The organism is Rhizobium sp. AQ_MP (genome assembly GCF_014237835.1).
Classification (GTDB): Bacteria; Pseudomonadota; Alphaproteobacteria; order Rhizobiales; family Rhizobiaceae; genus Allorhizobium.
Genome location: NZ_JACJVI010000003.1, coordinates 454,433 through 477,327, shown reverse-complemented (window position 1 = coordinate 477,327; position 22,895 = coordinate 454,433). Strand labels below are relative to the sequence as shown.

The window sequence follows — 22,895 nt, the reverse complement described above, 5'->3', positions numbered from 1 at the left end:
ATTTCCAAGGATTTCTCTAGAGCGAAGGTCGTCGTCGCCAGCAGCGCCGCCGCCCTCGTCAGTGAGCGGATGTATAGATTCGCTTCTCCGGGCAGTCAACAGCCTTCTTCGAGAATTTTGGAGAAAATCGACAAATGACTGAAATTACAGGATTTTTTGAGAATTGGACATGTGTCCGCCCATTCTGCATCCGATTTGAGGCCGGTTTCATCCCATGAAACTCGCTTAACGACGTCGCCCACGGCGCCTCTCCCGCAACATGCACCCGCGTCTGGGTCATCCCCTCCCGGACACGCGCGCGCATGCCGCGCAATTTCCATATTTGCCTGATCTTAAGGCACCAGACCGGGCCGCGATTTGACGGGTCGGGCCAAAACATGAGACATGAAGACGTGATCCAGTCAAAGAACCGGCCAGGGCTCTGCCCTTACGCCACAGACCAGAAGACGGCATGACGACAGACCGCGAGCTGATGCGATCGCTTGGTGGCGAGCCTCCGATCCTGGCCGACGGTCTTCGTGCGCCCGATCGGCGGGAGATCTCCCTGCGCTGGCTCTCCGGCACCTTCCTGACGGGCATTACCTCCTGCATCCTGATGGGCGTCGCCCTGTTTGCCGCCCTTGACGGACGCCAGCAGCTTGCCATTCCTGCGGAAGCCTTTGCGGTGACCTCGCCGGACATCGCCGACACGGCGGCAGAGGAAACAATTCGCGGCGCCCGCATCTTTGCCCCGAAGATCGCCGCCCGCCCCGTCGACAAGGCCATTCTCGACGTGCCGACCGTCTTCAAGGACGGCGAGCGCGAGGTCGTTCGCAAGCAGCCCTTCGCCCATGTGAAGATGGTCCTCGCCGCCGACTACGCCATCCAGGAGTTCTATCCGAGATTTGACCCCCTTGCGATCTTCGCCACCGAAGACGCCGAGCCCGCCGCGGCCAGTCGCACCGGCTCGCTCTACGGATCGGATGTTGAATCGGAAGTCATTCTGAAGTCGAGCCCCTTCCCCGCAGTCCCGCACAAGCCGCTGGTCGGCGAAATGACGTTCGACGAGGTGGAGGAAAATGTCCGCTCGAACGGTTCCGTGCTGACGGATGGCGATGCCCAGGTGGCGGCACTCTATTACATCGATCCGCGCCGCTTCGATTCCCAGGATACGGGGCTGGATCTCTCCGTCGGCATGACGGCCCGCATCGTCGAAGAGAACATGAGCGTCGCCGAACCGGAAATCATCACCCCGATGACCCCGGAATATGCCGATGACATCCTGCCGGCGCGTCGCCCGCAAACCGTGGAAGCGCTGATGACGGCCGCCGGTTATCCGGCGCCGAAGGCCGAAGACGTCGGCAAGGCGCTGGCACCCTATATGAAGCAACAGGGCCTGATCGAAGGCGACATCATCCGCGTCGGTCTTCTGCAACGCGGCGACGAGGTCCGCCTGGTGCGTTTCTCGCTTTACCATCGCACCGACCATGTCGTCACCCTTGCCGTCAACGACCAGGGCCGACTGGTCGAAGGCGTGGAACCGCCGGTGCTCGACGCCATTGCCGGCGCGTTCGAAACCAGCCAGCCGGCGCTGATGTCGGGGCGTGACCTGCCGCGCGTCTATGACGGGATCTACCGCGCAGCCTTGTCCTACGGGATGAACCAGGACCTGACGGCCCAGATCATCCGTCTGCTCGCGTCGAATGTCGATTTTCAGGCGCAGCTGAAACCGACCGACATGCTCGAAGCGGTCTTTTCGGTGACCGATGACGAGGGTCGCGCCACGGAGGATTCCGAACTTCTTTATGTCCGTGCCCGTTTCGGCGACACGATCACCCGTTTTTACCGCTTCCAGGACCCGGAAGACGGCTCGATCGACTATTTCGACGAAAACGGAAAATCGATCCGCCAGTTCCTGCTCCGCAACCCGGTGCCCAATGGCCGGTTCACCTCCGGTTTCGGCATGCGCCGCCACCCGATCCTCGGATATTCGCGCATGCATACCGGCGTCGACTGGGCCGCACCGCGCGGCACGCCGATCATCTCGGCCGGCGATGGCGTGGTCGAAAAGGCAGGCTGGGCCTCCGGCTATGGCAATCAAACCCTGATCCGCCATGCCAATGGCTATGTCACCTCCTACAATCACCAGAGCGGCATCGCCAAGGGCATCGTGCCCGGTGCGAAGGTGAAGCAAGGCCAGGTCATCGGCTTTGTCGGTTCGACCGGATCTTCCACCGGTTCGCACCTACACTACGAGCTGATCGTCAACGGCACCAAGGTGGACGCCATGAAGGTGCGCCTACCCGGGGGCAAGGCGCTGGACGGCGAAGTTCTTGCCGACTTCCAGCAAGAGCGTCAACGGATCGACACCATGCTCGAGACCGGCGGACGCCCGGCCCAAGTCGCTAGCCGCTAACGAGGCGAACCGGTCAAGCGATCTCGCCTTGATTAAAGTTAGAGCCTTTCGGTTTACGGAAAGACATCGGTTGCATGTTTTGATCACCTGCAATTTAGAGCAGGGATTTTCATGGTCGACGTGCTTTTTCTGTTTGCGGGCCGCATCGGCAGGCTCGCCTATTTTCTGATCGGTCTCGCCATCAGTCTTGGCGGCAGCTGCCTGCTGATATTCGGTCTTGGGCCTTTGGTAAAAAGCGGCGGAGCGCCGGTGATCATGGCTCTCGCCGTCACCGGTCTTGCCATACTCTGGATGTCGCTCAGCGTGCAGGCCGCCCGCATCAGGGATATCGGCCTCAACCCGCTTTTCGCGATCCTGGGTTTCGGCCTCCTCTACACCGTTCTGCATGTGGGCAAGGTAACGATGAAGGAGACCGAACTCGGCCCCCTGCTCGCCTGGTCGACAGTTGGCCTCCAGACCATCGTCGGCTTCTTCCTCATGCTGATGCCGGGAAGCGACAGTGGCCGCAGCGACCGATCGGATCCGCTGGGCGACGGCGAGCTTGATCACCGCGCGGACCTGCTACGCAAGCCGGGTTCCGGGAGCCCCAAGCCGCAGGCGAGGCCCGCCGCGATCCCGTCGACACGGGCATCGCAAGCGACCTCTCGACGGAGCTTCGGTCGTCGCAGCATCTGACGTCGATCGGCAGGGACGAAAAAGGGCGGCTTGTGAAGCCGCCCCATCCGGGTTCATGGTTTGAAAGGTCACGCCGCCTGGCTCATCGGACCGACGGGTGAGATCAACAGCCGATCGCTGCCGGCTTCCACCTTCACCCGGCTGCCATCGAGCACCTGACCGGAGAGGATCTGCTCGGCAAGCGGATCCTGCAGATACTTCTGGATCACCCGCTTCAGCGGACGGGCGCCATAGACCGGATCGTAACCCTTGTCCGCCAGCCAGTCGCGCGCGGCCGGCTCCAGATCGACGGTGATCTTCCGCTCCGTCAGGAGCGACAGGAGCCGCTTCATCTGGATATCGACGATCGCGCCCATTTCCGTCCGGCGCAGCCGGTGGAAGAGGATGATCTCGTCGACGCGGTTGAGGAATTCCGGCCGGAACGAGGCCTTGACCACATCCATCACCTGCTCGCGAACCTCGTCGACATCCTGATCCTCGCCGAGGCTGGTCAGATAATCGGCGCCGAGATTCGAGGTCATGATGATGATCGTGTTCTTGAAGTCGACAGTGCGACCCTGCCCGTCCGTCAGACGCCCGTCATCGAGCACCTGCAGGAGCACGTTGAACACGTCGGGATGCGCCTTCTCGATCTCGTCGAACAGCACGACCTGATAGGGCTTGCGCCGCACCGCTTCCGTGAGCGCGCCGCCTTCCTCGTAACCGACATAGCCGGGAGGCGCCCCGATCAGCCGCGCAACCGAGTGCTTCTCCATGTATTCCGACATGTCGAGCCGGACCATCGCCGTCTCGTCGTCGAACAGGAAACGCGCCAGCGACTTGGTGAGCTCGGTCTTGCCCACGCCGGTGGGCCCGAGGAAGATGAACGAACCGATCGGCCGGTTCGGATCCTGGAGGCCGGCACGCGCGCGGCGCACGGCCCGCGACACGGCCTGGACCGCATCCCCCTGGCCGACAACCGACTTCGCCAGATCGTCTTCCATCCGAAGCAGCTTCTCGCGCTCGCCTTCCAGCATCTTGTCGACGGGAATGCCTGTCCAGCGCGATACGACATGGGCGATGCCGTCAGGCGTGACAACCTCCTGCACCATGTTGCCGGCACCCGAACCGTCCTGGGCTTCCGCTGCGACAAGCTCCTTTTCGAGCTTCGGGATCACGCCATAGGCGAGTTCGCCGGCACGCTGGAATTCGCCCTGACGCTGGGCGATCGCCAGTTCGTTGCGGGCTTCGTCCAGTTGGCGCTTCAGATCGGCGGCAAGGCCGAGCTTCTGTTTTTCCGCCTGCCAGCGGGCTGTCAGCGCATCCGCCTCTTCCTCGAGCGAGGTGAGCTCGGTTTCAAGACGAGTGAGCCGATCGGCAGACGCCGCGTCCGTTTCCTTCTTGAGCGCCTCACGCTCGATCTTCAGCTGGATGATCCGGCGATCGAGTTCGTCGAGCTCTTCCGGCTTGGAATCGACCTGCATGCGAAGCCGCGAGGCAGCCTCGTCCATCAGGTCGATCGCCTTGTCCGGCAGGAACCGGTCGGTGATATAGCGGTTGGACAGCGTTGCGGCAGCAACAAGCGCCGAATCCGAGATCCGCACCTTGTGATGTTGTTCGTATTTCTCCTTGAGCCCGCGCAGGATCGAGATCGTATCCTCGACCGTCGGCTCCTCGACCATGACCGGCTGGAAGCGCCTGGCGAGCGCCGGATCCTTCTCGACATGTTTGCGGTATTCGTCGAGCGTGGTCGCGCCGACACAATGCAGTTCGCCACGGGCGAGCGCCGGCTTCAGGAGGTTCGAGGCATCCATCGCGCCATCGGCCTTGCCAGCGCCAACAAGCGTGTGCATTTCGTCGATGAACAGGATGATCTCGCCGTTTTCCGCCTGCACTTCGTTGAGCACGGCCTTGAGCCGCTCTTCGAACTCGCCGCGATATTTTGCCCCGGCAATCAGCGCGCCCATGTCAAGCGCCATCAGCTTCTTGTCTTTCAGGCTCTCCGGCACGTCGCCATTGACGATGCGCAGCGAGAGGCCTTCGGCGATCGCCGTCTTGCCGACGCCGGGTTCACCGATCAGGACCGGATTGTTCTTCGTCCGGCGCGACAGCACCTGGATCGTGCGGCGGATTTCGTCGTCACGGCCGATCACAGGGTCAAGCCTTCCCTCACGGGCCTCGGCCGTCAGGTCGCGGGCATACTTCTTCAGGGCGTCGAAGCCGGCTTCGGCATTGGCACCGTCGGCGGTCCGTCCCTTGCGAACTTCGTTGATCACCTGGTTAAGCGCATTGGCCGTCACGCCGCCCTTCTTCAATGAGGCCGAAGTCGAGGCGGAGGACTCGATCGCCAGCGCGAGCAGCAGACGCTCCACGGTGACGAAGCTGTCACCCGCCTTCTTGGCGACGTCTTCGGCAGTCGAAAAGACCTTGGCCAGCGGCTGTGCGAGATAGACCTGGCCATTGCCACCCGAAACCTTGGGCAGCTTGGCAAGCGCTGCATCATTGGCGATGCGGACTTCCTTCGGGTCGCCACCCGCCCGGCTGATCAGGGAAGATGCCATGCCCTGCTCGTCATCAAGCAGAACCTTCAGGACGTGTTCGGGCGTGAATTGCTGGTGCCCTTCCGACAGGGCATGGGTCTGCGCCGATTGCAGAAAGCCGCGCACGCGCTCGGAATATTTCTCGATGTTCATCGTCACTCTCCGTTTCCCCGCCCTGCCCGCAATCGGCACAGGTCGGATATTGTGGATGAGGCCCCCGAAAGCGGCGGACCCCGGAGCGGAAACCGCTCCCTTGACCGAGATATGGGAGCGGGATTTTGCCCTTTAAAGAGGCAGATAAACGAAAAACTCCGGGTTGGGGCCCGGAGTTTTGCAATCGTCAAATCGAGCCCGAAAAGCTCATTCGGAAGCGGCCTCGGCGAGCGCGGGCGCTTCGCCGCCTTCGCCGTTTCCACCCGCTTCGCCACCTTCGTCACCGCCGGCACTGCGGCGCGGCTGGCGACGCGGACGGTTGCCCGCGTTGCGGCGGCGCGGCTGACGCTCGGCGCCGGCTTCCGCTGCGCTCTCTGCGGCTGCCGCTGCGGCTTCCGCCGGCATGTCCTCGATCACAGGCTGCGGACCCGTACCAGCGATCTCCACCACCGGCTGGGGCTGCTCGCGCGGCTCCCGCGGCTCCCGCGGTTCCCGTGGCTCACGTTGCCGGCGCTCATGCTGCTGTTGCCGGTTCTGCTGCTGCGGCTGCGGAGCCGGTTGCTGCGCGCGCTCGCCGCCCTGTGCCACGGCCTCGTCGGCACCGTCGAAATCCTCACCGTCTCGATCGTTGTAATCCTGGCGGTCGTCGCCATTGTCACGATCGTCACGCTGGAAGCGCTCCTGCATCTGTGCCTGGGCGGCTGCAATGATGCGGTTATAGTGTTCGGCGTGCTGCAGGTAGTTTTCCGCCATGACGCGGTCGCCGGCGCTCTGTGCATCGCGAGCGAGAGCGGAATACTTTTCGGCAATATGCTGTGCCGTGCCACGGATCTTCACGTCTGGGCCGGAGCTGTCATAGGTCCGGGTCAGCGGGTTCTGGCCCTTGCGGTTGAAATTGTTTCCACCGCCGCCGCCACCGCCGCCATTGTTGTTACGCCCCCGACCACGCTTGTTCTGCTGTCCTGGCCTCATAGATGCTTCACCTGAATGTCTTTGTTGTGCTGATAAAGGGCAATGCGATTGGCTCTGCTTGAACCGGACCAAGGATCCACGCGCCGCCGACAGACCGCGCTCTCGCCTTGCTCGCCGCTGGTGAAAGTCGAGTTTACTGAGTTACGCATCGGTCCTGTCGTGCTTCGCGGAGTTCGCCAGCGAACCATTTTCGAAGCCGGCCCAGTCGTGAACGAATCTTCGTTCTTTCCCCGCCGCCCGTTGCGTGCCCGCAAACTATTACGCTTCATTGGGAAAACCAAGCCTTTTTCTATGTTTCCCGCAATTATCCTTAGCAGACGCAGCAAACGGGCTAATCAAGCTTTGGCGCAAATACCAGCACGCGGTCGTTGCCGCCAAGATCCCGGCGCGCCTCAAGAAGAGAAAAGCCAGCCTCGTCAAAGATTTGCGTCACGTCACGCCGCTGATCGAAGCCGATCTCCAGGCCGATCACGCCATGCATCTTGATATGCTCGCAGGCAGTCTCGGCAATGGCGCGATAGGCATCGAGACCGTCGGTGCCACCATCAAGCGCGGCCATCGGATCGAATTTCGTCACCTCCGGCTGAAGCCCCGGCACCACATCGCTGCGGATATAGGGCGGGTTCGAAACGATGATGTCGAAACGTTCGGGCGTATTGGCGAACCAGGGGCCAAGGCGCGTTGCGAAGCGCGAAGCGACCCCATTCCGCTCGGCATTGGCTGTCGCGGTGGCCAGCGCATCCGCTGAGATATCAACCCCGATGGCCCGGGCTTCGGCGCACTCCGTCAACAACGCAAGTGCTATGGCTCCGGTTCCCGTTCCAAGATCGACGATCGTCGGCTTGCGATGTTGGACAACCATAGCCGCAAGATATGGCAGCATCACGTCAACCAGGATTTCCGTATCCGGGCGAGGCTCGAGCGTGCCCGGTGAGAGCAGGAGGTCGAGACCATAGAAATCACGGCGCCCGAGGATACGGTGGACCGGCTCATGGTTGAGCCGTCGCATGATAGCCTCTTGCACACGGTCTGCCTTATCCGCAGAGACGGGCTCGTCGCCCTGCAAAAGGAGCGCCGTGGGACTGAGATCCAGAAGACCGCAGATCAGCACCCGCGCATCCAAGGCCGCATCCGGAAATCCCGCAGCATCGAAACGCCGCCTCGCCTCGGCGATCAGGGATTTCACTGAGGGCCCGTGCCCGGTCACTGGGCTTCGCCGAGCTGGGCGAGCTGGCCTGCCTGGTAATCGGCAATCAGCGCGTCGAGCATTTCATCGAGATCACCCTCGATCATCCGGTCCAGCTTGTAGAGCGTCAGGTTGATCCGATGATCCGTTACGCGACCCTGCGGAAAGTTATAGGTGCGGATGCGCTCGGACCGATCGCCGGAGCCGACCTGGCTCTTGCGGCTAGCAGACCGTTCGCTGTCGGCGCGCTGTCGCTCGATGTCATAGAGCCGCGAGCGTAGAACCTGCATAGCCTTGGCGCGGTTCTGGTGCTGCGATTTTTCCGAGGATGTGACGATCAGCCCGGTCGGCAGGTGGGTAATGCGCACGGCCGAGTCCGTCGTATTGACGTGCTGGCCGCCGGCACCCGACGACCGCATGGTATCGATGCGGATATCCTCGGGCCGGATCTCGATATCGATCTCCTCCGCCTCAGGCAGAACCGCAACGGTCGCCGCAGAGGTATGGATGCGTCCGCTCGCTTCCGTCTCGGGCACGCGCTGCACCCGGTGCACGCCAGACTCGAACTTCAGCTTCGAGAACACGCCCCGACCGCTGATCGTCGCGATGATTTCCTTGTAGCCGCCTGCTTCGCCGTCGCTGGCGGAGAGCACTTCCACCTTCCAGCCCTTGGTCGAGGCAAAGCGCTCATACATCCGGAAGAGATCACCGGCAAAGAGGGCTGCTTCCGATCCGCCGGTTCCCGCGCGGATTTCCAGGATCGCGCTCTTCTCGTCGGCCGCATCCTTCGGCAGCAGCAGGATCTGGATCTCGCCTTCGAGCCCCTCGATCCGGCTCTCGACGTCGGGCAGTTCCATTTCGGCGAGATCGCGCATCTCGCGATCCGTCGTCTTGTCGGAAAGCATGGCCTTCAGATCGGCAGCCTCGGCTGTGGCGGCTTCATAGGCGCGGATCTTCTTCACCACGGGCTCGAGCTCGGAATATTCCGATGCGAGCTTCACATACACGTCCGCCGCCGGTCCCGCCGACATTCGCGCTTCGATCTCGCCGAACCGGCGTTCGAGCTCGCGCATTTTCTCGACAGGAAGCTTCGCCACCCTTTACTCCAGGTCAGTCTTTACGTTCAGACGGGGATATTGTGCTCTTCCGCATGGCGGATGAGCAGGTCGCGCACTGACACGCCCGGGGTGTCGTCGTCAAGCGCAGCCTTGAGAACCTCGGACAGTCGACCGATATCGAGACCCAGCAGCATGGCCTTGACCGGACCAATCGCCGTCGGCGACATCGAGATCGAACGGAAGCCGATTCCGAGCAGCGCCATGGCCGAAAGCGGCTTGGATGCCATCTCGCCACACAGCGTTACAGGTGTCTTGTTGCGCTCCGAGGCCCTGACGATGTCGCGCAGGATCCGCAGGAACGGCCGGCCGAGCACGTCGAACCGGTCTGAAACGCGCGCATTGCCGCGGTCCACCGCCATCGAGAACTGGAAGAGATCGTTCGATCCGACCGAAACGAAGTCCACTTCGTCCATCAGCTCGTCGAGCTGCCAGAGCAGCGCCGGCACTTCGAGCATGGCGCCGAACTGCAGCTTCTTCGGCAACTGGTGACCGAACTTGGAGATATGCTGGATCTCCTTCTGCATCAGTTCGCGCACGGCCCGAATTTCTGAGACTTCGGTCACCATCGGCAGCATCATCTTGAGCTCGGCGCCCGAGGCAGCCTTCAGGAGCGCGCGCAACTGGGTGCGCAGCAAGCCCGGCCGATCGAGCGACAGGCGGATGGCGCGCCAGCCAAGCGCCGGGTTTTCCTCTTCCTGCGCCCGGAAATAGGGAACGACCTTGTCGCCACCAATGTCGAGCGTGCGGAAGGTGACGGGACGCCCGCCCGCCTGTTTCAGCACGCTGCGGTAAAAACTCTCCTGCTCCTCACCCTTCGGCATGGTCGAGGCGATCATGAACTGCAGCTCGGTACGGAACAGACCGATGCCATCGGCTCCGGAATCGGCCAGTTGCGGCAGATCGACCAGAAGACCGGCATTCATCTGCAGCTTGATCCGGTGTCCGTCCTTGGTCACCGGCTCGACATCGCGCAGCGCCCGGAACTGCTCCTGGCGCTTGGCGCGGAGCCTCACCTTTTCTTCATAGGCCTTCTGCAGATCGGCAACCGGGCGCACATGTACCTTGCCGTCGTCCCCGTCGATGATCACCGGGTCGCCATTTTCGGCAAGTGCGACCGCACCCGCCGCCTGACCGACGACCGCAATGCCCATGGCACGCGCGACGATCACCACGTGGCTGGTGACGGCACCTTCCTCAAGCACGAGGCCGCGCAGATTGGCACGCGGATAGTCGAGCAACTCGGCCGCCCCCATCGCGCGGGCAAAGACGATGGCGTCGTTGGGGAAGCCTTCGGCCGCACTGTGCGGCGAAAAGCCGGTGAGCTGGCGCAGCAGGCGGTTCGCCAGATCGTCGAAGTCGTGCATCCGCTCGCGCAGATAAGGGTCCGTCAGGCGCATCATGCGCGCCTTGGTGTCACTCTGCACCTTCTCCACAGCCGCTTCGGCGGTGAGACCGTTGTGGATCGCCTCTTCCATGCGCCGCACCCAGCCCTGGTCATGGGCAAACATGCGGTAGGTTTCGAGCACGTCGCGATGCTCGCCTTCCATGGAGACTTCACGCCGCGACAGCATGTCGTCGATCGAAATGCGCAGCGACCCGAGCGCATCGGCAAGCCGGCGGATTTCCGTCTCGCTGTCTTCGTTCAAGAGATTGGTGACGACGATGCGCGGCTCGTGCAGCACGACATAGCCGAGGCCGATGCCTTCGGAATAGCTGTCGCCCTCGATCGAGACGGGACGCGTCAGGTCGAGTTCGAGACCCGGCCGGGTGATCTTCTTGAGCTCGCCGGTGGCGATCATCTCGGCGAGCACCATCGCGGTCGTCTCAAGCGCTTCGAGCTCGTCTTCGCGATAATTGCGCTGCGCCTTGTTCTGCACGACGAGAACGCCGAGGCTTCGCCCGGCACGCAGGATAGGCACGCCAAGAAAGGAGTGGTAGATCTCTTCGCCGGTTTCCGGCAGGTAGCGGAAGGCCGGATGCGCCTGGGCATCCGAGAGATTGAGCGATTGCGCCGAAGCCGCGATCGTACCGACGAGACCCTGGCCCATCTTCAGCTGGGCCAGGTGAACCGCGTCCTTGTTGAGGCCCTCGGTCGCATAGAGTTCGAGAACGCCGTCTGAACGGAGCACATAGACGGAGCACACCTCTGCGACCATGTTGTTCGCAATCTGGCGAACGATCCGATCCAGTCGCTCCTGCGGCTCGAGCGGCTCCGCCATCAGTTCGCGCAGCCGCTTGAGGAGGACGCGGGGACCCGCAGAAAGGTCTCTCATCCCGATTTTGCTCCACTTCCCATTGGTCAGCGGATTGTTACCCTTACCTTTTCAGGGGTCGGGTCACCTGGGTCCGCTCTCAGGAATCAATTCTTATCCAGACCGTAGCAGGAATGCAAAGTCCGAACCGCGAGCTCTGCATAAGGACCGTCGATCAGGATCGAGATCTTGATCTCGGAGGTCGTGATCGCCTTGATGTTGATGCCCTTCTCCGCCAGCGCCTTGAAGGCAGTCGCGGCAACGCCGGCATGGCTGCGCATGCCGATCCCGATGACGGAAACCTTGACCAGGCCCTTCTCGCTCTGCACGACGTCGAAGCCGATCTTGTCCTTGTTGTCGCCGAGAACGGCAAGCGCCTTGTCCACGTCGCCCGAAGGGACCGTGAAGGTCATGTCGGTCTTCGAACCATCTTCGGAGATGTTCTGGACGATCATGTCGACATTGATGTGCGACTCGGCCAGCGGCCCGAAGATCGCAGCCGAAACGCCCGGCCGGTCGGCCAGACGGCGCAGCGAAATCTGGGCTTCATCCTTGGCATAGGCAATACCGGTGACGACTTCCTGTTCCACGATCTCTTCCTCATCGCAAATCAACGTACCGGGCGGGTTCATCAGATCGCCCATGCCCGGTGCATCGGGATCTTCAAAGCTGGAGCGCACGAAGGTGCGGACCTTGTGCACCATGGCGAGTTCAACCGAGCGTACCTGCAGAACCTTGGCGCCGAGCGAGGCCATTTCGAGCATTTCCTCGAACGCGATCTTCTTCAGGCGGCGTGCCTTCGGCTCGATGCGCGGGTCGGTCGTGTAGACGCCATCGACGTCGGTATAGATGTCACAGCGGTCGGCCTTGACGCCGGCAGCAATGGCAACGGCAGACGTATCCGAGCCGCCACGTCCGAGCGTCGCGATGCGGTTGTCGGGACCGATACCCTGGAAGCCGGCCACGACGGCCACCTGGCCCTCGCCCATGCGGCGGATGATATCGGTGCCGTCGATTTCCTGGATGCGGGCTGCACCATGAGCATTGTCGGTCTTGATCGGGATCTGCCAGCCCTGCCAGGAGCGGGCATTGATGCCCATCGACTGCAGCGCTATGGCCAACAGGCCGGATGTCACCTGTTCGCCGGAGGCCACGACGGCATCGTATTCGCGCGCGTCATAGAAAGGCGAAGCCGCACCGGCGACCTTGGGCATGTTCTGCACCCAGTCGACCAGCTCGTTCGTCTTGCCGGACATGGCCGACACGACGACGGCCACTTCGTGACCCGCATCAACCTCGCGTTTCACATGGCGCGCGACATTATAGATGCGTTCCAGATTGGCGACGGATGTTCCGCCGAACTTCATGACGATGCGAGCCATAGACTTGAACCATATGCCCTTGAAAGACGCCGGGACCCCGGCACAAAAACACCGGCCTGAGCAGAAAGCCTCAGGTTGGCCGGGCTTTTAGTCTATCTGGTCATGCGGCGCAACGGCCACTTGGCCCCCAAACGGTACGGCAAAGCCGGCTTTTTTCAGTGTCGAAGCCATCGCGGAACACTGCCTTAATTTGGATCGAATTCGAGCGCCAACCATGGGACGACGCCCGGACTGGGAGGCTGGACCGTCTCGTTTTCGTTGATCGATGCCGGATAGGGTATCATGAAAGCAGCTGACGCATTCCCTGAGACTGCCCTGGGCGACACGCTCCCGCCGCCTTCCTTCTTCAACAGACACGCGAAATCGATCGCAGCCCTTGCCGCGCTTGTCGTCTTCGCCGCCGTCGGCTACGCCGTCTATCGGCTGACCGAAGAAGTCACCTATGCCGACGTAATCCGCTCGGTCGAGGCGACAAGCTCCGGGTCGATCGCGCTGGCCGTGATGTTCACGGCGCTCAGCTTCGCAACACTTTGCTTCTATGATCTCAACGCCCTCGCCCATGTCGGACGAAAGCGCCCCTGGCCCGAGGTCGCACTCACCGCCTTCAGCGCCTATGCCGTCGGCAATGTCGCAGGCTTCGGTGCCTTGTCGGGCGGCGCGATCCGCTACCGCGCCTATTCCCGCGCCGGCCTCTCGCCCGACGAAATCGGCCGTATCATCGCTTTCGTCACGGTCTCCTTTTCACTCGGCCTTGCGCTTCTGACCACGGGCAGTCTGATCCCCATGGCGGGCGAAATCGCACCGCTGATCGGGATCTCCTCGACAACGCTTGCGACGGTCAGCGCCATTCTCCTCCTTTCACTTCTGATCCTGCTTGGGATTGCCAGCCGCCGCGGCTTGACGGTCGCCGGCCGCACACTCCGCCTTCCGGACACAGCCACGCTGTCGCGACAGTTCTTGGTCACCGTGCTCGATGTCGCCTTCTCGGCATCTGTCCTCTACGCCCTGTTGCCGGCAGAAGCGCAGATTTCCTGGCCAGCCTTCTTTGCTGTCTACGCCGTGGCGATCGGCATCGGCATCGTCAGCCACGTGCCCGCCGGCCTCGGTGTCTTTGAGGCCGTGATCCTGGCGGCCCTCAGCGCACAGGTTCCGGGCGACGCGCTGCTCGCCTCGCTCGTCGCCTACCGCGCCATCTACTATGTCTTGCCGCTGGTCATCGCCATCCTCGTGGTCACGGCAACCGAGCTTAGGCAGCTCTCGTCGAACCCACTCGCAGCAGGTGTCGCCAGGACCGCCGGTCGCCTCGCTCCCATACTGCTCGCCACCCTCGCTTTGGTCCTCGGCGCCATGCTGGTCCTGTCGAGCGTGACACCCACGCCGGGCGGTAATCTCGACATCCTCGCCGGCTTCCTCCCGCTGCCCTTGGTCGAAGGCGCCCATTTAATCGCCAGCATTCTCGGTCTGATGCTCGTCATCGTCGCCCGCGGCCTTGCCCAGCGGCTCGACGGCGCCTGGTGGGGAGCGCTCGTCATCGCGCTGCTTGCCCTGGTCCTGTCGCTCGCCAAGGCCGTCGCCGTCTACGAAGCGGCCCTGCTCGCCATCCTCGTCATCAGCCTCATCCCGAGCCGCCGCCTCTTTCATCGCAAGGCGTCCATCGGACAGGCCCTGACGTCTGCCTGGCTGCTTGCCATAGCGGTCCTGATCGGCGGCGCGATCATCGTCCTCTTCTTCGTCTACCGCGACGTCCAATACAGCCATGATCTCTGGTGGCAGTTCGCGTTCGAAGCTGAAGCGCCGCGATCGCTGCGCGCCATGCTCGGCCTGACCGTGCTTGCCATGGGCGTTTGCCTGTTCAGCCTCATGCGTCCGGCCGCACCCGCAATCCGCCCGGCAGACGATGCGGAACTGGCAAAGGCTGTCGCCATTCTCGACCGCAACGACGTCGCCGACGCCAACTTGGTGCGCACAGGCGACAAGTCGCTGATGTTCTCTCCCGATGGCGACGCCTTCCTGATGTATGGACGCCAGGGCCGCTCGCTGATTGCCTTTCTCGATCCGGTCGGGCCAAAGGCCTCCCGTGACGAGCTCGTCTGGCAATTCGTCGAAACAGCCCGTGCGAGCGGATGCCGCGCCGCCTTCTATCAGTCTTCCCCCGCCATCCTGCCCGTGATCGCCGATGCCGGCATGAAGGCGTTCAAGCTCGGCGAAATGGCCGTGGTCGATCTCGAACTTTTCGACCTCAAGGGCGGCAAATGGGCGGGCCTGCGCCAGGCCGCCGCCAAGGGCGAACGCGACGGCCTGACCTTCGAAATCATCCCGACGGAGGGCGTTCCCGCAATACTCGATGACCTGCGTCGCATTTCCGATGCCTGGCTTGATCACCACCGTGCAAAGGAAAAGGGTTTCTCACTGGGCGCCTTCACCGAGGCCTATATGAGCGCCCAGCCGGTCGCGATCCTCCGCCACGAAGGCCGCATCGTCGCCTTCGCCGACATCCTGCTGACGGACACCCGCGAGGAGGCTTCGATCGACCTCATGCGCTTCGCCCCGGACGCCCCGAAAGGCGCGATGGATTTCTTGTTCGTGCGCCTGATGACGACACTCCGCGACCAGGGTTATCGCCATTTCAACCTTGGCATGGCCCCGCTTTCCGGCCTGTCACGCCGCGAAGTCGCTCCCGTCTGGGATAGGGTCGCCAACACCTTCTATGAACACGGCGAACGCTACTACAACTTCAAGGGCCTGAGGGCCTTCAAGTCCAAGTTCCATCCCGACTGGCAGCCGCGCTACCTCGCGGTCGCCGGTGGTCTCAATCCTGTATTGGCCCTGCTCGACGCAACGCTTCTCATCGGCGGTGGCCTGAAAGGCGTGGTGAAGAAATGAGATCCCTCCTCCGCTCGACCATCCTTGCCGTCTCCCTCCTGTCGCTCCTCCCCTCATTCGCCCTCAACATGTCGGCCCGAGCCGAAGATCCGCCCATCGATACCGGAATGATCCCGTCACCTGTCACCCTGCTGCCGGATGGCGAGCCTCAGGCACTCGTGGTGCTGCTCTCCGATGCACCCGGCTGGCAGACCGCCGACCAGACCGAAGCCGAACGCCTGCAGTCCAACGGCGCGATCGTGGTCGGCATCGACACGCCGAAATACCTCGCCTCGCTTTCCGGGGACAAAGGCGACTGCATCTACACGGTCTCGGATATCGAGGCGCTGGCTCACCAGTTGCAGCGCAAGGCCGGCAACTCGAACCTTCTGCCTCCGATCGTGGCCGGTCGCGGCGAAGGGGGAGCATTGGCGCTCGCCATCCTGGCACAGACGCCGAAGGCTACCATCGGCCAGACCCTCGCCCTCGATCCCGAGGCGGGCATCTTGCTGACCAAGCAATTCTGCACGCCCGCCGACAAGAAGGTCGATGGCGACAGGATGATCTATGGCCTCACACCGGGTGATCTCCCCGATCCCGCGACCGTCCTCTTCAGCCCTGCTGCAAAGGCAGAAGCCCGCGCCCATGTCAGCGACCTTCTGGCAAGCCATCCGGACATCGACCAGCGCGACGTCGAGACCGACCCGGCAAAGGCTTTCTCGGATACGATCGATGAGCTCGTTGCAGCGGGCAATGCCACCGAAACCCCGCTCGGCCTGCCGCTCACTGTCCTTGATACCACGCCAACCCAGGACACCATGGCGGTCATCTATTCCGGCGATGGCGGCTGGCGCGACCTCGACAGCCAGGTCGGCACCAATCTGCAGGCCGCGGGCATTCCCGTCATCGGCGTCGATTCACTCCGTTATTTCTGGTCGAAGAAAACCCCGGAACAGGTGAGCGCCGATCTCGCCACCATCATCCACACCTATGAGAAGCGCTGGAAGGTGAAGCATGTGCTGCTGATCGGCTATTCCTTCGGCGCCGATATCCTCCCCGCCGCCTATAATGGCCTGCCGGACAAGCTGAAATCCCGTGTTGCGCAGGTCAGCCTGCTCGCACTCTCGCACGAGGCTGACTACGAGGTTTCGGTTTCCGGCTGGCTGGGCACGGGTGGAAGCGGCGGCGCCGACCCACTGACGGATGTGGCAAAGATCAACCCCGCACTCGTGCAATGCATGTACGGAACGGATGAAGACGACGACGCCTGCAAGGATCTCGTCGGCGGACCGGTCGAAACCATCGGCATCAAGGGTGGCCATCACTTCGACGGGGACTACCCGGCGCTCGCCAAACGCATTCTCGACGGCCTGGACAAACGAACGTCCCGTTGATGATCTGCAAGATAACACGGACCTGGCGCGAACGACGACAAGAACGCTTGAGGCCTGCCAATCCGTCGTCGCTCCGCACCTGCGACGTCCCTGCCCTTGACTTTGAGGGCCATCGGGACGACTTCATGGCCAATCGCCGCAGGAGGTTCCGTCATGAGTGCAGAGGCACGCACCACCATCGATCAGTCTGAAGTCGACCGCTTTTCCGCGATGGCGGCGGAATGGTGGGACCCGACCGGCAAGTTCAAGCCGCTGCACAAGATCAATCCGGTGCGCCTGGCCTATATCCGCGAGAAGGTGATCGAGCACTACGGTCGCGATCCGAAGAGCGCCCGCCCGCTGGAAGGGCTGCGTGTGCTCGACATCGGCTGCGGCGGGGGTCTTTTGTCGGAACCCGTCGCCCGCATGGGCGCAAGTGTGCTGGGCGCGGACGCCTCCGAGAAAAACATCAAGATCGCCATTACGCATTCCGCCCAGAGCGGCGTGGAAGTCGACTATCGTGCCGTGACGGCAGAAGCGCTTGCGGCCCAGGGCGAGACCTTCGACATCGTGCTCAACATGGAAGTGGTTGAACACGTCGCCGACGTCGATTTCTTCCTCTCCACCTGCGCCTCCATGGTCCGCCCCGGCGGCCTGATGCTGGTCTCCACCATCAACCGCACCCTGAAGGCGGCAGCACTGGCCATCGTCGGCGCCGAATATGTCCTGCGCTGGCTCCCGCGCGGCACCCATCAATATGAAAAGCTGGTGCGCCCGGATGAGATCGAGCGCCCGCTTGCCGCCAACGGCATGCACATCCTCGAGACGAAGGGCGTCTTCTTCAATCCCCTGCAGAACCAGTGGAACCTCTCAGCCGATATCGATGTGAACTACATGATGCTGGCCAGTCGCCCGGGAACCGCGACATGAGCTCAGCGGAAGCTGTCATTGATTGCTGGTTACGCCACGGCCCGGATGCCTGGTTCTCCCGCAACGAGGCTCTCGATGCAGAAATCGAGGCGGATTACGCGGACCTTCATTTCAGGGCGTCACGCTGCGAATTGTCGGAGTGGGAGGAAACGCCTGAAGGCACGCTCGCTCTCCTCCTGCTTCTCGACCAGTTCCCGCGCAATCTCTTTCGTGGCAGCGGCCATTCCTACGCCACCGATCCCCTCGCTCGGTCAACGGCCCGTCGTGCCTTGGCCAAAGGTTTCGACAGACAGGTCGAACCCATCCTTCGACCGTTCTTCTATCTACCCTTCGAGCATTCGGAAGACATCGAAGACCAGCGCTACAGTGTGTCACTGTTCGAAGCGCACCGTGACGAAACGGGCGATCCCGAGCCGCTGAAATGGGCAATCCTTCACTTGGAACTGATCGAGCGCTTTGGCCGCTTTCCGCACCGAAACGCGGCCTTGGGGCGCGAGACGACCTCGGAAGAACACGCCTATCTCGACGCCGATGGTTTCAAGGGTTGAACAGCGTCAGACGGGCAGCTTGAGGACGGCGTCGAGAAGTTCGCCCTGCGCGGCCAGGTTTTCTCCGGCCAGCTGCTTCATCAACGCGCGATCGATTTCAGCAGGCTGACCATCCGGATCATAGGGCTCCTTGAACGTGAAGCCGTGGGGGCCGCTGCCATGGTCAAACAGCGTTTCGAGGCGTTTTGCCCCCTCCTGCCAGTCCGGTCTCCTGCCGGCAGGCACCCAGAAGAGCACCATCGGTGGCCACTGCTGGACCACGTTCCAGTGGCGCGCGTGCTTCAGCGCGTCCGCATGCACGCCGGTATAGGTGAAAGCCATCAGGCTCTCGATGTCCCGCCACAGCGAAAGCGATGACACCCCCGCAGCGTTGCCATGCTCAGTGAGAAAGCGCGGAAAGACGAGCGGACCCCAGCTGCGCGGCCCCGGGACACCCACATATCCGGATCGCGCGACGAAGCCTGGTGCCCGTTCCGCAGCCGCAAAGTTCATGGGCTCCCGCAGAACGAAGCCGCGAACGGCCAAACTGTCGGAGGTGTCGACATGAATGCCGAAATTGTAGATCGCCAGATGGTGGCCCGCCGCCGTCAATTCACGTCGTCCGGCAGCACCGGCAGCGGCGCGATCTCGATGCCCTCTTCGATCAGTGATTTCACCTCGACGGGTGAAGCCTGGCCGATGATCCCGCGGGCTTCCGCCTCGCCGTAATGGATCTTGCGCGCTTCCTCGGGAAACTTCTCGCCGACATCCTCGCTGCTGGCGCGGATCTCGCGGATTGCCTCCTTGAGCTTCACAAAGGCCTGCTTCTGTGCTTCGGAAACCGCAAGCGCCTGGGTCTCGTCCTTCTGCCGTGCCGTCGAAACGGCCGGCGCCATCAGCACCTTGGAAACCTCGGGCGAGCCACAAACCGGGCAGGTCAGGAAACCCGACGCCTTCTGCCGATCGAAGTCGGCGCTTTCCGAGAACCAGCCCTCGAATTCATGGGCCTTGTCGCAGCACAGGGAGTAGCGGATCAAACCGTGACGCCTCCCTTGGCGAGCACAGGTGCCATGTCGAGCGCAAAATCGCGGCCGTTCTTCAGGTTCGGGATCTTGGCGCGGCAGGCCTTCACCGCCTCGAGATCGATCTCGGCGACGACGACGTCCTCGCCCGTCCCGCCGGCAGCTGCCAGCACCTTGCCCCAGGGGCCGACGATCATCGAATGACCGAAGGTCTCCCGCCCATCCTCATGCACGCCCGCCTGCGCCGCCGAAATGACATAGGCGCCGTTCTCGATCGCGCGGGCTCTGAGCAGGATTTCCCAATGCGCCTCGCCGGTCTGCTTGGTAAACGCGGCCGGCGTGGTCAGGATCTCCGCCCCCGCCATGGCCTCGGCCCGGAAGAGATGCGGGAAGCGCACGTCGTAGCAGACGCCAAAGCCGAGCTTGCCGAAGGGAAGATCCGCGACCACGGCCCGTTCGCCGGGGCGATAGACCGCGCTCTCGCGCCAGCTCTCACCATTGTCGAGGTCGACATCGAACATGTGGATCTTGTCGTAGGACGTGATCTTGTGGCCGTCGGGACCGAACAGGAAGGCCCGGTTGGCAATCTTGCCGTCGGCCAGCTTGATGGCGGTCGACCCGACATGCAGATGAATGCCAAGCTCCTTGGCAAGCTCGGACGCCTTTTTGACGATGAGATCCGTCTCCTCGTCGCGCAGCACGGCCGCGAGACCGGCGCGATCCTTCTGCACGGCACCGGTCATCTCCGGCGTCTGCACATAGATCGCATCGCGCCGGGCGGCCTCGCGCACGAGCCGCGCCATGCTTTCGGCATTCTTCTCCGGATCGACCCCGGAGCACATCTGGACGGCAGCAGCCTTGAACACCATGGGTCGTCTATCCTTAACTGGCGAGAAGCGGATCGAGCTTGCCGGCTCGGTCGAGCGCATGCAGGTCGTCACAACCGCCGACATGCTGGCTGCCGATGAAGATCTGCGGGAAGGTGTTACGGCCCGACTTCGCGATCATCTCCTCGCGCAGATCCGGCTTGCCGGTCGCGTCGTGCTCGACATAGGTCACGCCCTTCTTGTCGAGCAGCGCCTTGGCGCTCGCGCAATAGCCGCAGAATTGCCGTGTATAGATCGTGACATCAGCCATGGGGGTCTCCGCCGGAAGCTCGGTGGACTGGAAAAGTGGTCCCTTCATATAGGCCCGGCGAGCGCCCTTGCAAAGGTCAAAACAGTGACATCGGCAGCCCCAGCCTTCTTCAGGGCAGAAGTGGCGGCACTGACCGTCGCCCCCGTGGTATAGACGTCATCGACCAGCACGAGCCGTTTGCCGAAGACGAGAGGCGCCGCCCCCTCCGGCACCTGGAAGGCGCCGCGCACATTCAGTGACCGCTGGTTGGCCGTGAGCCCGACCTGCTGCTGCGTCCGCTTGCGCCGGACAAGGGCATGGGCCAGGAACGGTTTCCCGGCCTGCTCGGCCACATGCCGCGCAAGCTCCGCCGACTGGTTGAACATCCGCCGGAACATCCGCATCCGGTGCAGGGGGACAGCAAGGATCGCGTCCGCCTGCGCGATTTCCGTCGAGGCCGCCCGAACCATCCAGCCAGCCATCATCGGTGCCAGATCCACCCGGTCCCGATACTTCAGATCATGCACCAGATGCCGCGCCACCCCCTCGTGCAAGGCGACCGAGCGCAACCGGTCGAAGACCGGCGGATGCGCAATGGCCTGCGGCGAGACCATATCCTCTCCGGGGTGATGGGCGAAGGGCAGTCCGAGGATCGGACAATACGGTTTTTCGATCAGCCGCAAATCGGTCCAGCAGGCCGGACACAGCGCGCGATGACGGGCGACGCGAGTGTGGCAATGGGCACAGGCCGGTGGATAGACCAGTTGAAACAGACCGCGCAGCATCGATCCGGCATGATGCCGGCTGACGAATGCGCATTTCTGCACTAAATGAGCCCACATGCACCGACTTTACGCCCGCTTGGGCCTTCGGCCAATGCCGGAACGAGGCCGCAATCCAGGATTCCTGCCATGAACGAGCTTTTCGACGAAGCCCTGATCGCCCGCAACCGTGCCCGCGCATTGACGCGCAATGGCCCCGGCAGCGATTTCCTTCTGGAATTGACAGCCCGCGAGCTGGCGGACAGGCTTTCGATTGTCCAACGTCACTTCGATGACGCTGTCGAACTCTTTGGCGCCACGGGCCTCGCCGCGAAGGCAGCCATGGCGACCGGCAAGATCGGCGCACTGCGCCGCGTCGAAACCCATGCCGGCTTCGGCGAGGCAGAGAGCCCGGTTTCGGTTTCGAGTTACGAGAGCGTGCCGCTCGAACCGCAATCGGTGAACCTCATCCTCTCGCCGCTGTCGCTGCATCTCACCAACGATACCCCAGGGATGTTGATCCAGATGCGCCGTGCGCTGAAACCCGATGGCCTGCTGCTCGCCGCCATTCCGGGGGCGGGCACGCTGGCAGAGCTGCGGGAAGTCCTGCTGGCCGCCGAGACGGAAATCTACGGAGGCGCAAGCCCCCGTGTCATCCCCTTCGCCGATATCAGAGACATAGGCTCGCTGCTGCAGCGGGCAGGTTTCGCGCTGCCCGTCATCGATGAAGAGAGCTTCACGGTCCGCTACGATCACATCTTTGCGCTGATGCGGGATCTGAAAGCCATGGGCATGGCAAATCCTCTGCTGGGCCGAAGCCGCAAGCCTGTATCGCGCAAGTTCTTCCTGAGGGCTGCTGAACTCTATGCCGAACGCTTCGCAGATGTCGATGGGCGCATCCGGGCAAGCTTCTCGATCATCTTCGTCTCGGGATGGGCGCCGCACGAAAGCCAGCAAAAGCCGATGAAGCCCGGCTCGGCCAAGATGCGCCTGGCCGATGCGCTCGATCCATCGCGTCGGGCCGACCAGCCGTGACGTCGTTTGTCAGCTGTTGGATTTGGTAATGTGGGTTTCGACGGTGTTGAACGTATTGAGCAACGAACCGGTGATCGCGCCATAGCCGGAAATCAAGGCGACACTGATAAGGGCCGCGATCAGGCCGTATTCAATGGCGGTCGCTCCACGAAGGTCGGACATCAGCTGGCGCAAAACACGCATTCTCGCTCCTGAAAGTATGGATCCGAGATGGTTGCCCCCCGCCCCGGCTGATTGATGTTAACAGGCCTGGCCGGAGCCATAGCCGTCGATGATGCAGACGGAACCCGGGGTTTCCTGAAGCACGCTGCGGCGGATCGTATACCGCTTGCCGCTGTCGTCCTTCGGGATCGAACCGGTGGTGATCATGTCGAATTCGTCCGGCTGGAAGGCCAGAGTCTTGCGGTCGGTCTTGGAGGCGAGCATGGGCGTGAGCACGAGCGAAAGCGCGATCGCAGCCGTGCCGAACAGCAATGCGATGTTCAGAACCCCGGTCCTGCCCGTCTTGATCGAAGACCGCTCTCTGGACCGCGCGGCTTTCCAGAAATCCTCGTTTACCATGTTACGCTCCACACACGTGTCCGACGCATGAACAGAGCGTATATTGCTGTCAGGGG

General features: G+C 62.7%; 20 protein-coding genes. 7 read left to right on the top strand and 13 right to left on the bottom strand.

Features of this window, described 5'->3' with window-relative positions:
* The first annotated feature begins 451 nt into the window (after positions 1-451).
* Both H6M51_RS07985 and H6M51_RS07980 read left to right on the top strand, forming a co-directional pair.
* Entirely contained in the window at positions 452-2,395 is a 1,944-nt protein-coding gene (locus H6M51_RS07985) for a M23 family metallopeptidase (RefSeq protein ID WP_185809336.1), read from the top strand.
* A gap of 111 nt (positions 2,396-2,506) precedes the next feature.
* Entirely contained in the window at positions 2,507-3,070 is a 564-nt protein-coding gene (locus H6M51_RS07980) for a hypothetical protein (protein WP_185809335.1), read from the top strand.
* Between the two features lie 68 nt (positions 3,071-3,138).
* On the opposite strand, the gene clpB is transcribed toward H6M51_RS07980, so the two are convergent.
* The 6 genes from clpB to H6M51_RS07950 form a co-directional block, all read right to left on the bottom strand.
* Positions 3,139-5,742, bottom strand: a complete 2,604-nt coding sequence (clpB, locus tag H6M51_RS07975) for an ATP-dependent chaperone ClpB (protein ID WP_185809334.1) — start codon at positions 5,740-5,742, stop codon at positions 3,139-3,141.
* Positions 5,743-5,949: 207 nt separating this feature from the next.
* Positions 5,950-6,714, bottom strand: a complete 765-nt coding sequence (locus H6M51_RS07970; RefSeq protein WP_185809333.1) for a DUF4167 domain-containing protein — start codon at positions 6,712-6,714, stop codon at positions 5,950-5,952.
* Positions 6,715-7,045: 331 nt separating this feature from the next.
* On the bottom strand, positions 7,046-7,900 hold the full coding sequence (gene prmC / locus H6M51_RS07965; protein WP_348644426.1) for a peptide chain release factor N(5)-glutamine methyltransferase: 855 nt from the start codon (positions 7,898-7,900) through the stop codon (positions 7,046-7,048).
* A 17-nt stretch (positions 7,901-7,917) separates the two neighbouring features.
* A complete protein-coding gene (gene prfA / locus H6M51_RS07960) occupies positions 7,918-8,997 on the bottom strand; it encodes a peptide chain release factor 1 (protein ID WP_185809331.1) in 1,080 nt (359 codons plus the stop codon).
* Positions 8,998-9,023: 26 nt separating this feature from the next.
* Positions 9,024-11,291 (bottom strand): phosphoenolpyruvate--protein phosphotransferase, encoded by a 2,268-nt coding sequence (gene ptsP / locus H6M51_RS07955; RefSeq protein ID WP_185809330.1) that lies wholly within the window; start codon positions 11,289-11,291, stop codon positions 9,024-9,026.
* Positions 11,292-11,377: 86 nt separating this feature from the next.
* A complete protein-coding gene (locus H6M51_RS07950) occupies positions 11,378-12,652 on the bottom strand; it encodes an aspartate kinase (RefSeq protein ID WP_185809329.1) in 1,275 nt (424 codons plus the stop codon).
* A 282-nt stretch (positions 12,653-12,934) separates the two neighbouring features.
* On the opposite strand from H6M51_RS07950, the gene mprF reads away from it, so the two are divergent.
* The 4 genes from mprF to H6M51_RS07930 all read left to right on the top strand — a co-directional run bounded on the left by mprF (position 12,935) and on the right by H6M51_RS07930 (position 18,365).
* Positions 12,935-15,535 (top strand): bifunctional lysylphosphatidylglycerol flippase/synthetase MprF, encoded by a 2,601-nt coding sequence (mprF, locus tag H6M51_RS07945; RefSeq protein ID WP_185809328.1) that lies wholly within the window; start codon positions 12,935-12,937, stop codon positions 15,533-15,535.
* Positions 15,532-16,908 carry a virulence factor family protein gene (locus H6M51_RS07940; RefSeq protein ID WP_185809327.1) on the top strand — a complete coding sequence of 459 codons (1,377 nt, stop codon included), beginning with the start codon at positions 15,532-15,534 and terminating at the stop codon, positions 16,906-16,908. The genes mprF and H6M51_RS07940 overlap by 4 nt, the downstream gene beginning before the upstream one ends.
* A gap of 153 nt (positions 16,909-17,061) precedes the next feature.
* Complete coding sequence (ubiG, locus tag H6M51_RS07935) at positions 17,062-17,817, top strand: bifunctional 2-polyprenyl-6-hydroxyphenol methylase/3-demethylubiquinol 3-O-methyltransferase UbiG (protein ID WP_185809326.1); 756 nt, start codon at positions 17,062-17,064, stop codon at positions 17,815-17,817.
* Entirely contained in the window at positions 17,814-18,365 is a 552-nt protein-coding gene (locus tag H6M51_RS07930; protein WP_185809325.1) for a DUF924 family protein, read from the top strand. The genes ubiG and H6M51_RS07930 overlap by 4 nt, the downstream gene beginning before the upstream one ends.
* A gap of 6 nt (positions 18,366-18,371) precedes the next feature.
* Here the strand turns inward: H6M51_RS07930 and H6M51_RS07925 are convergent, their stop codons facing one another.
* The 5 genes from H6M51_RS07925 to H6M51_RS07905 are packed head-to-tail and all read right to left on the bottom strand — an operon-like array spanning position 18,372 to position 21,267.
* On the bottom strand, positions 18,372-18,956 hold the full coding sequence (locus H6M51_RS07925; protein ID WP_185809324.1) for a DUF3291 domain-containing protein: 585 nt from the start codon (positions 18,954-18,956) through the stop codon (positions 18,372-18,374).
* Positions 18,953-19,381 (bottom strand): DUF1178 family protein, encoded by a 429-nt coding sequence (locus H6M51_RS07920; protein WP_185809323.1) that lies wholly within the window; start codon positions 19,379-19,381, stop codon positions 18,953-18,955. The genes H6M51_RS07925 and H6M51_RS07920 overlap by 4 nt, the downstream gene beginning before the upstream one ends.
* Positions 19,378-20,235 (bottom strand): carbon-nitrogen hydrolase family protein, encoded by an 858-nt coding sequence (locus H6M51_RS07915; RefSeq protein WP_185809322.1) that lies wholly within the window; start codon positions 20,233-20,235, stop codon positions 19,378-19,380. Before H6M51_RS07915 ends, H6M51_RS07920 begins: the two co-directional genes overlap by 4 nt.
* Positions 20,236-20,248: 13 nt before the next feature.
* Positions 20,249-20,503 (bottom strand): glutaredoxin 3, encoded by a 255-nt coding sequence (gene grxC, locus H6M51_RS07910; protein ID WP_185809321.1) that lies wholly within the window; start codon positions 20,501-20,503, stop codon positions 20,249-20,251.
* Between the two features lie 44 nt (positions 20,504-20,547).
* Positions 20,548-21,267 carry a ComF family protein gene (locus H6M51_RS07905; RefSeq protein ID WP_246780445.1) on the bottom strand — a complete coding sequence of 240 codons (720 nt, stop codon included), beginning with the start codon at positions 21,265-21,267 and terminating at the stop codon, positions 20,548-20,550.
* Between the two features lie 126 nt (positions 21,268-21,393).
* On the opposite strand from H6M51_RS07905, the gene H6M51_RS07900 reads away from it, so the two are divergent.
* Positions 21,394-22,278 (top strand): methyltransferase domain-containing protein, encoded by an 885-nt coding sequence (locus H6M51_RS07900; protein ID WP_185809319.1) that lies wholly within the window; start codon positions 21,394-21,396, stop codon positions 22,276-22,278.
* A 9-nt stretch (positions 22,279-22,287) separates the two neighbouring features.
* Here the strand turns inward: H6M51_RS07900 and H6M51_RS07895 are convergent, their stop codons facing one another.
* Complete coding sequence (locus tag H6M51_RS07895) at positions 22,288-22,461, bottom strand: Flp family type IVb pilin (protein WP_185809318.1); 174 nt, start codon at positions 22,459-22,461, stop codon at positions 22,288-22,290.
* Between the two features lie 57 nt (positions 22,462-22,518).
* Positions 22,519-22,839: a hypothetical protein gene (locus H6M51_RS07890; RefSeq protein WP_185809317.1), complete on the bottom strand. Its 321-nt coding sequence runs from the start codon at positions 22,837-22,839 to the stop codon at positions 22,519-22,521.
* Positions 22,840-22,895 lie beyond the last annotated feature (56 nt).

Excerpts from the sequence above, each read along its gene's own strand:
- H6M51_RS07890 (WP_185809317.1), bottom strand. The coding sequence starts at position 22,839 with ATGGTAAACGAGGATTTCTGGAAAGCCGCGCGGTCCAGAGAGCGGTCT.
- H6M51_RS07985 (WP_185809336.1), top strand. The coding sequence starts at position 452 with ATGACGACAGACCGCGAGCTGATGCGATCGCTTGGTGGCGAGCCTCCG.
- H6M51_RS07895 (WP_185809318.1), bottom strand. The coding sequence starts at position 22,461 with ATGCGTGTTTTGCGCCAGCTGATGTCCGACCTTCGTGGAGCGACCGCC.
- grxC (WP_185809321.1), bottom strand. The coding sequence starts at position 20,503 with ATGGCTGATGTCACGATCTATACACGGCAATTCTGCGGCTATTGCGCG.
- H6M51_RS07900 (WP_185809319.1), top strand. The coding sequence starts at position 21,394 with ATGAACGAGCTTTTCGACGAAGCCCTGATCGCCCGCAACCGTGCCCGC.
- clpB (WP_185809334.1), bottom strand. The coding sequence starts at position 5,742 with ATGAACATCGAGAAATATTCCGAGCGCGTGCGCGGCTTTCTGCAATCG.
- H6M51_RS07905 (WP_246780445.1), bottom strand. The coding sequence starts at position 21,267 with ATGCTGCGCGGTCTGTTTCAACTGGTCTATCCACCGGCCTGTGCCCAT.
- H6M51_RS07980 (WP_185809335.1), top strand. The coding sequence starts at position 2,507 with ATGGTCGACGTGCTTTTTCTGTTTGCGGGCCGCATCGGCAGGCTCGCC.
- H6M51_RS07970 (WP_185809333.1), bottom strand. The coding sequence starts at position 6,714 with ATGAGGCCAGGACAGCAGAACAAGCGTGGTCGGGGGCGTAACAACAAT.
- ubiG (WP_185809326.1), top strand. The coding sequence starts at position 17,062 with ATGAGTGCAGAGGCACGCACCACCATCGATCAGTCTGAAGTCGACCGC.
- H6M51_RS07930 (WP_185809325.1), top strand. The coding sequence starts at position 17,814 with ATGAGCTCAGCGGAAGCTGTCATTGATTGCTGGTTACGCCACGGCCCG.
- H6M51_RS07950 (WP_185809329.1), bottom strand. The coding sequence starts at position 12,652 with ATGGCTCGCATCGTCATGAAGTTCGGCGGAACATCCGTCGCCAATCTG.
- H6M51_RS07915 (WP_185809322.1), bottom strand. The coding sequence starts at position 20,235 with ATGGTGTTCAAGGCTGCTGCCGTCCAGATGTGCTCCGGGGTCGATCCG.
- H6M51_RS07940 (WP_185809327.1), top strand. The coding sequence starts at position 15,532 with ATGAGATCCCTCCTCCGCTCGACCATCCTTGCCGTCTCCCTCCTGTCG.
- mprF (WP_185809328.1), top strand. The coding sequence starts at position 12,935 with ATGAAAGCAGCTGACGCATTCCCTGAGACTGCCCTGGGCGACACGCTC.
- ptsP (WP_185809330.1), bottom strand. The coding sequence starts at position 11,291 with ATGAGAGACCTTTCTGCGGGTCCCCGCGTCCTCCTCAAGCGGCTGCGC.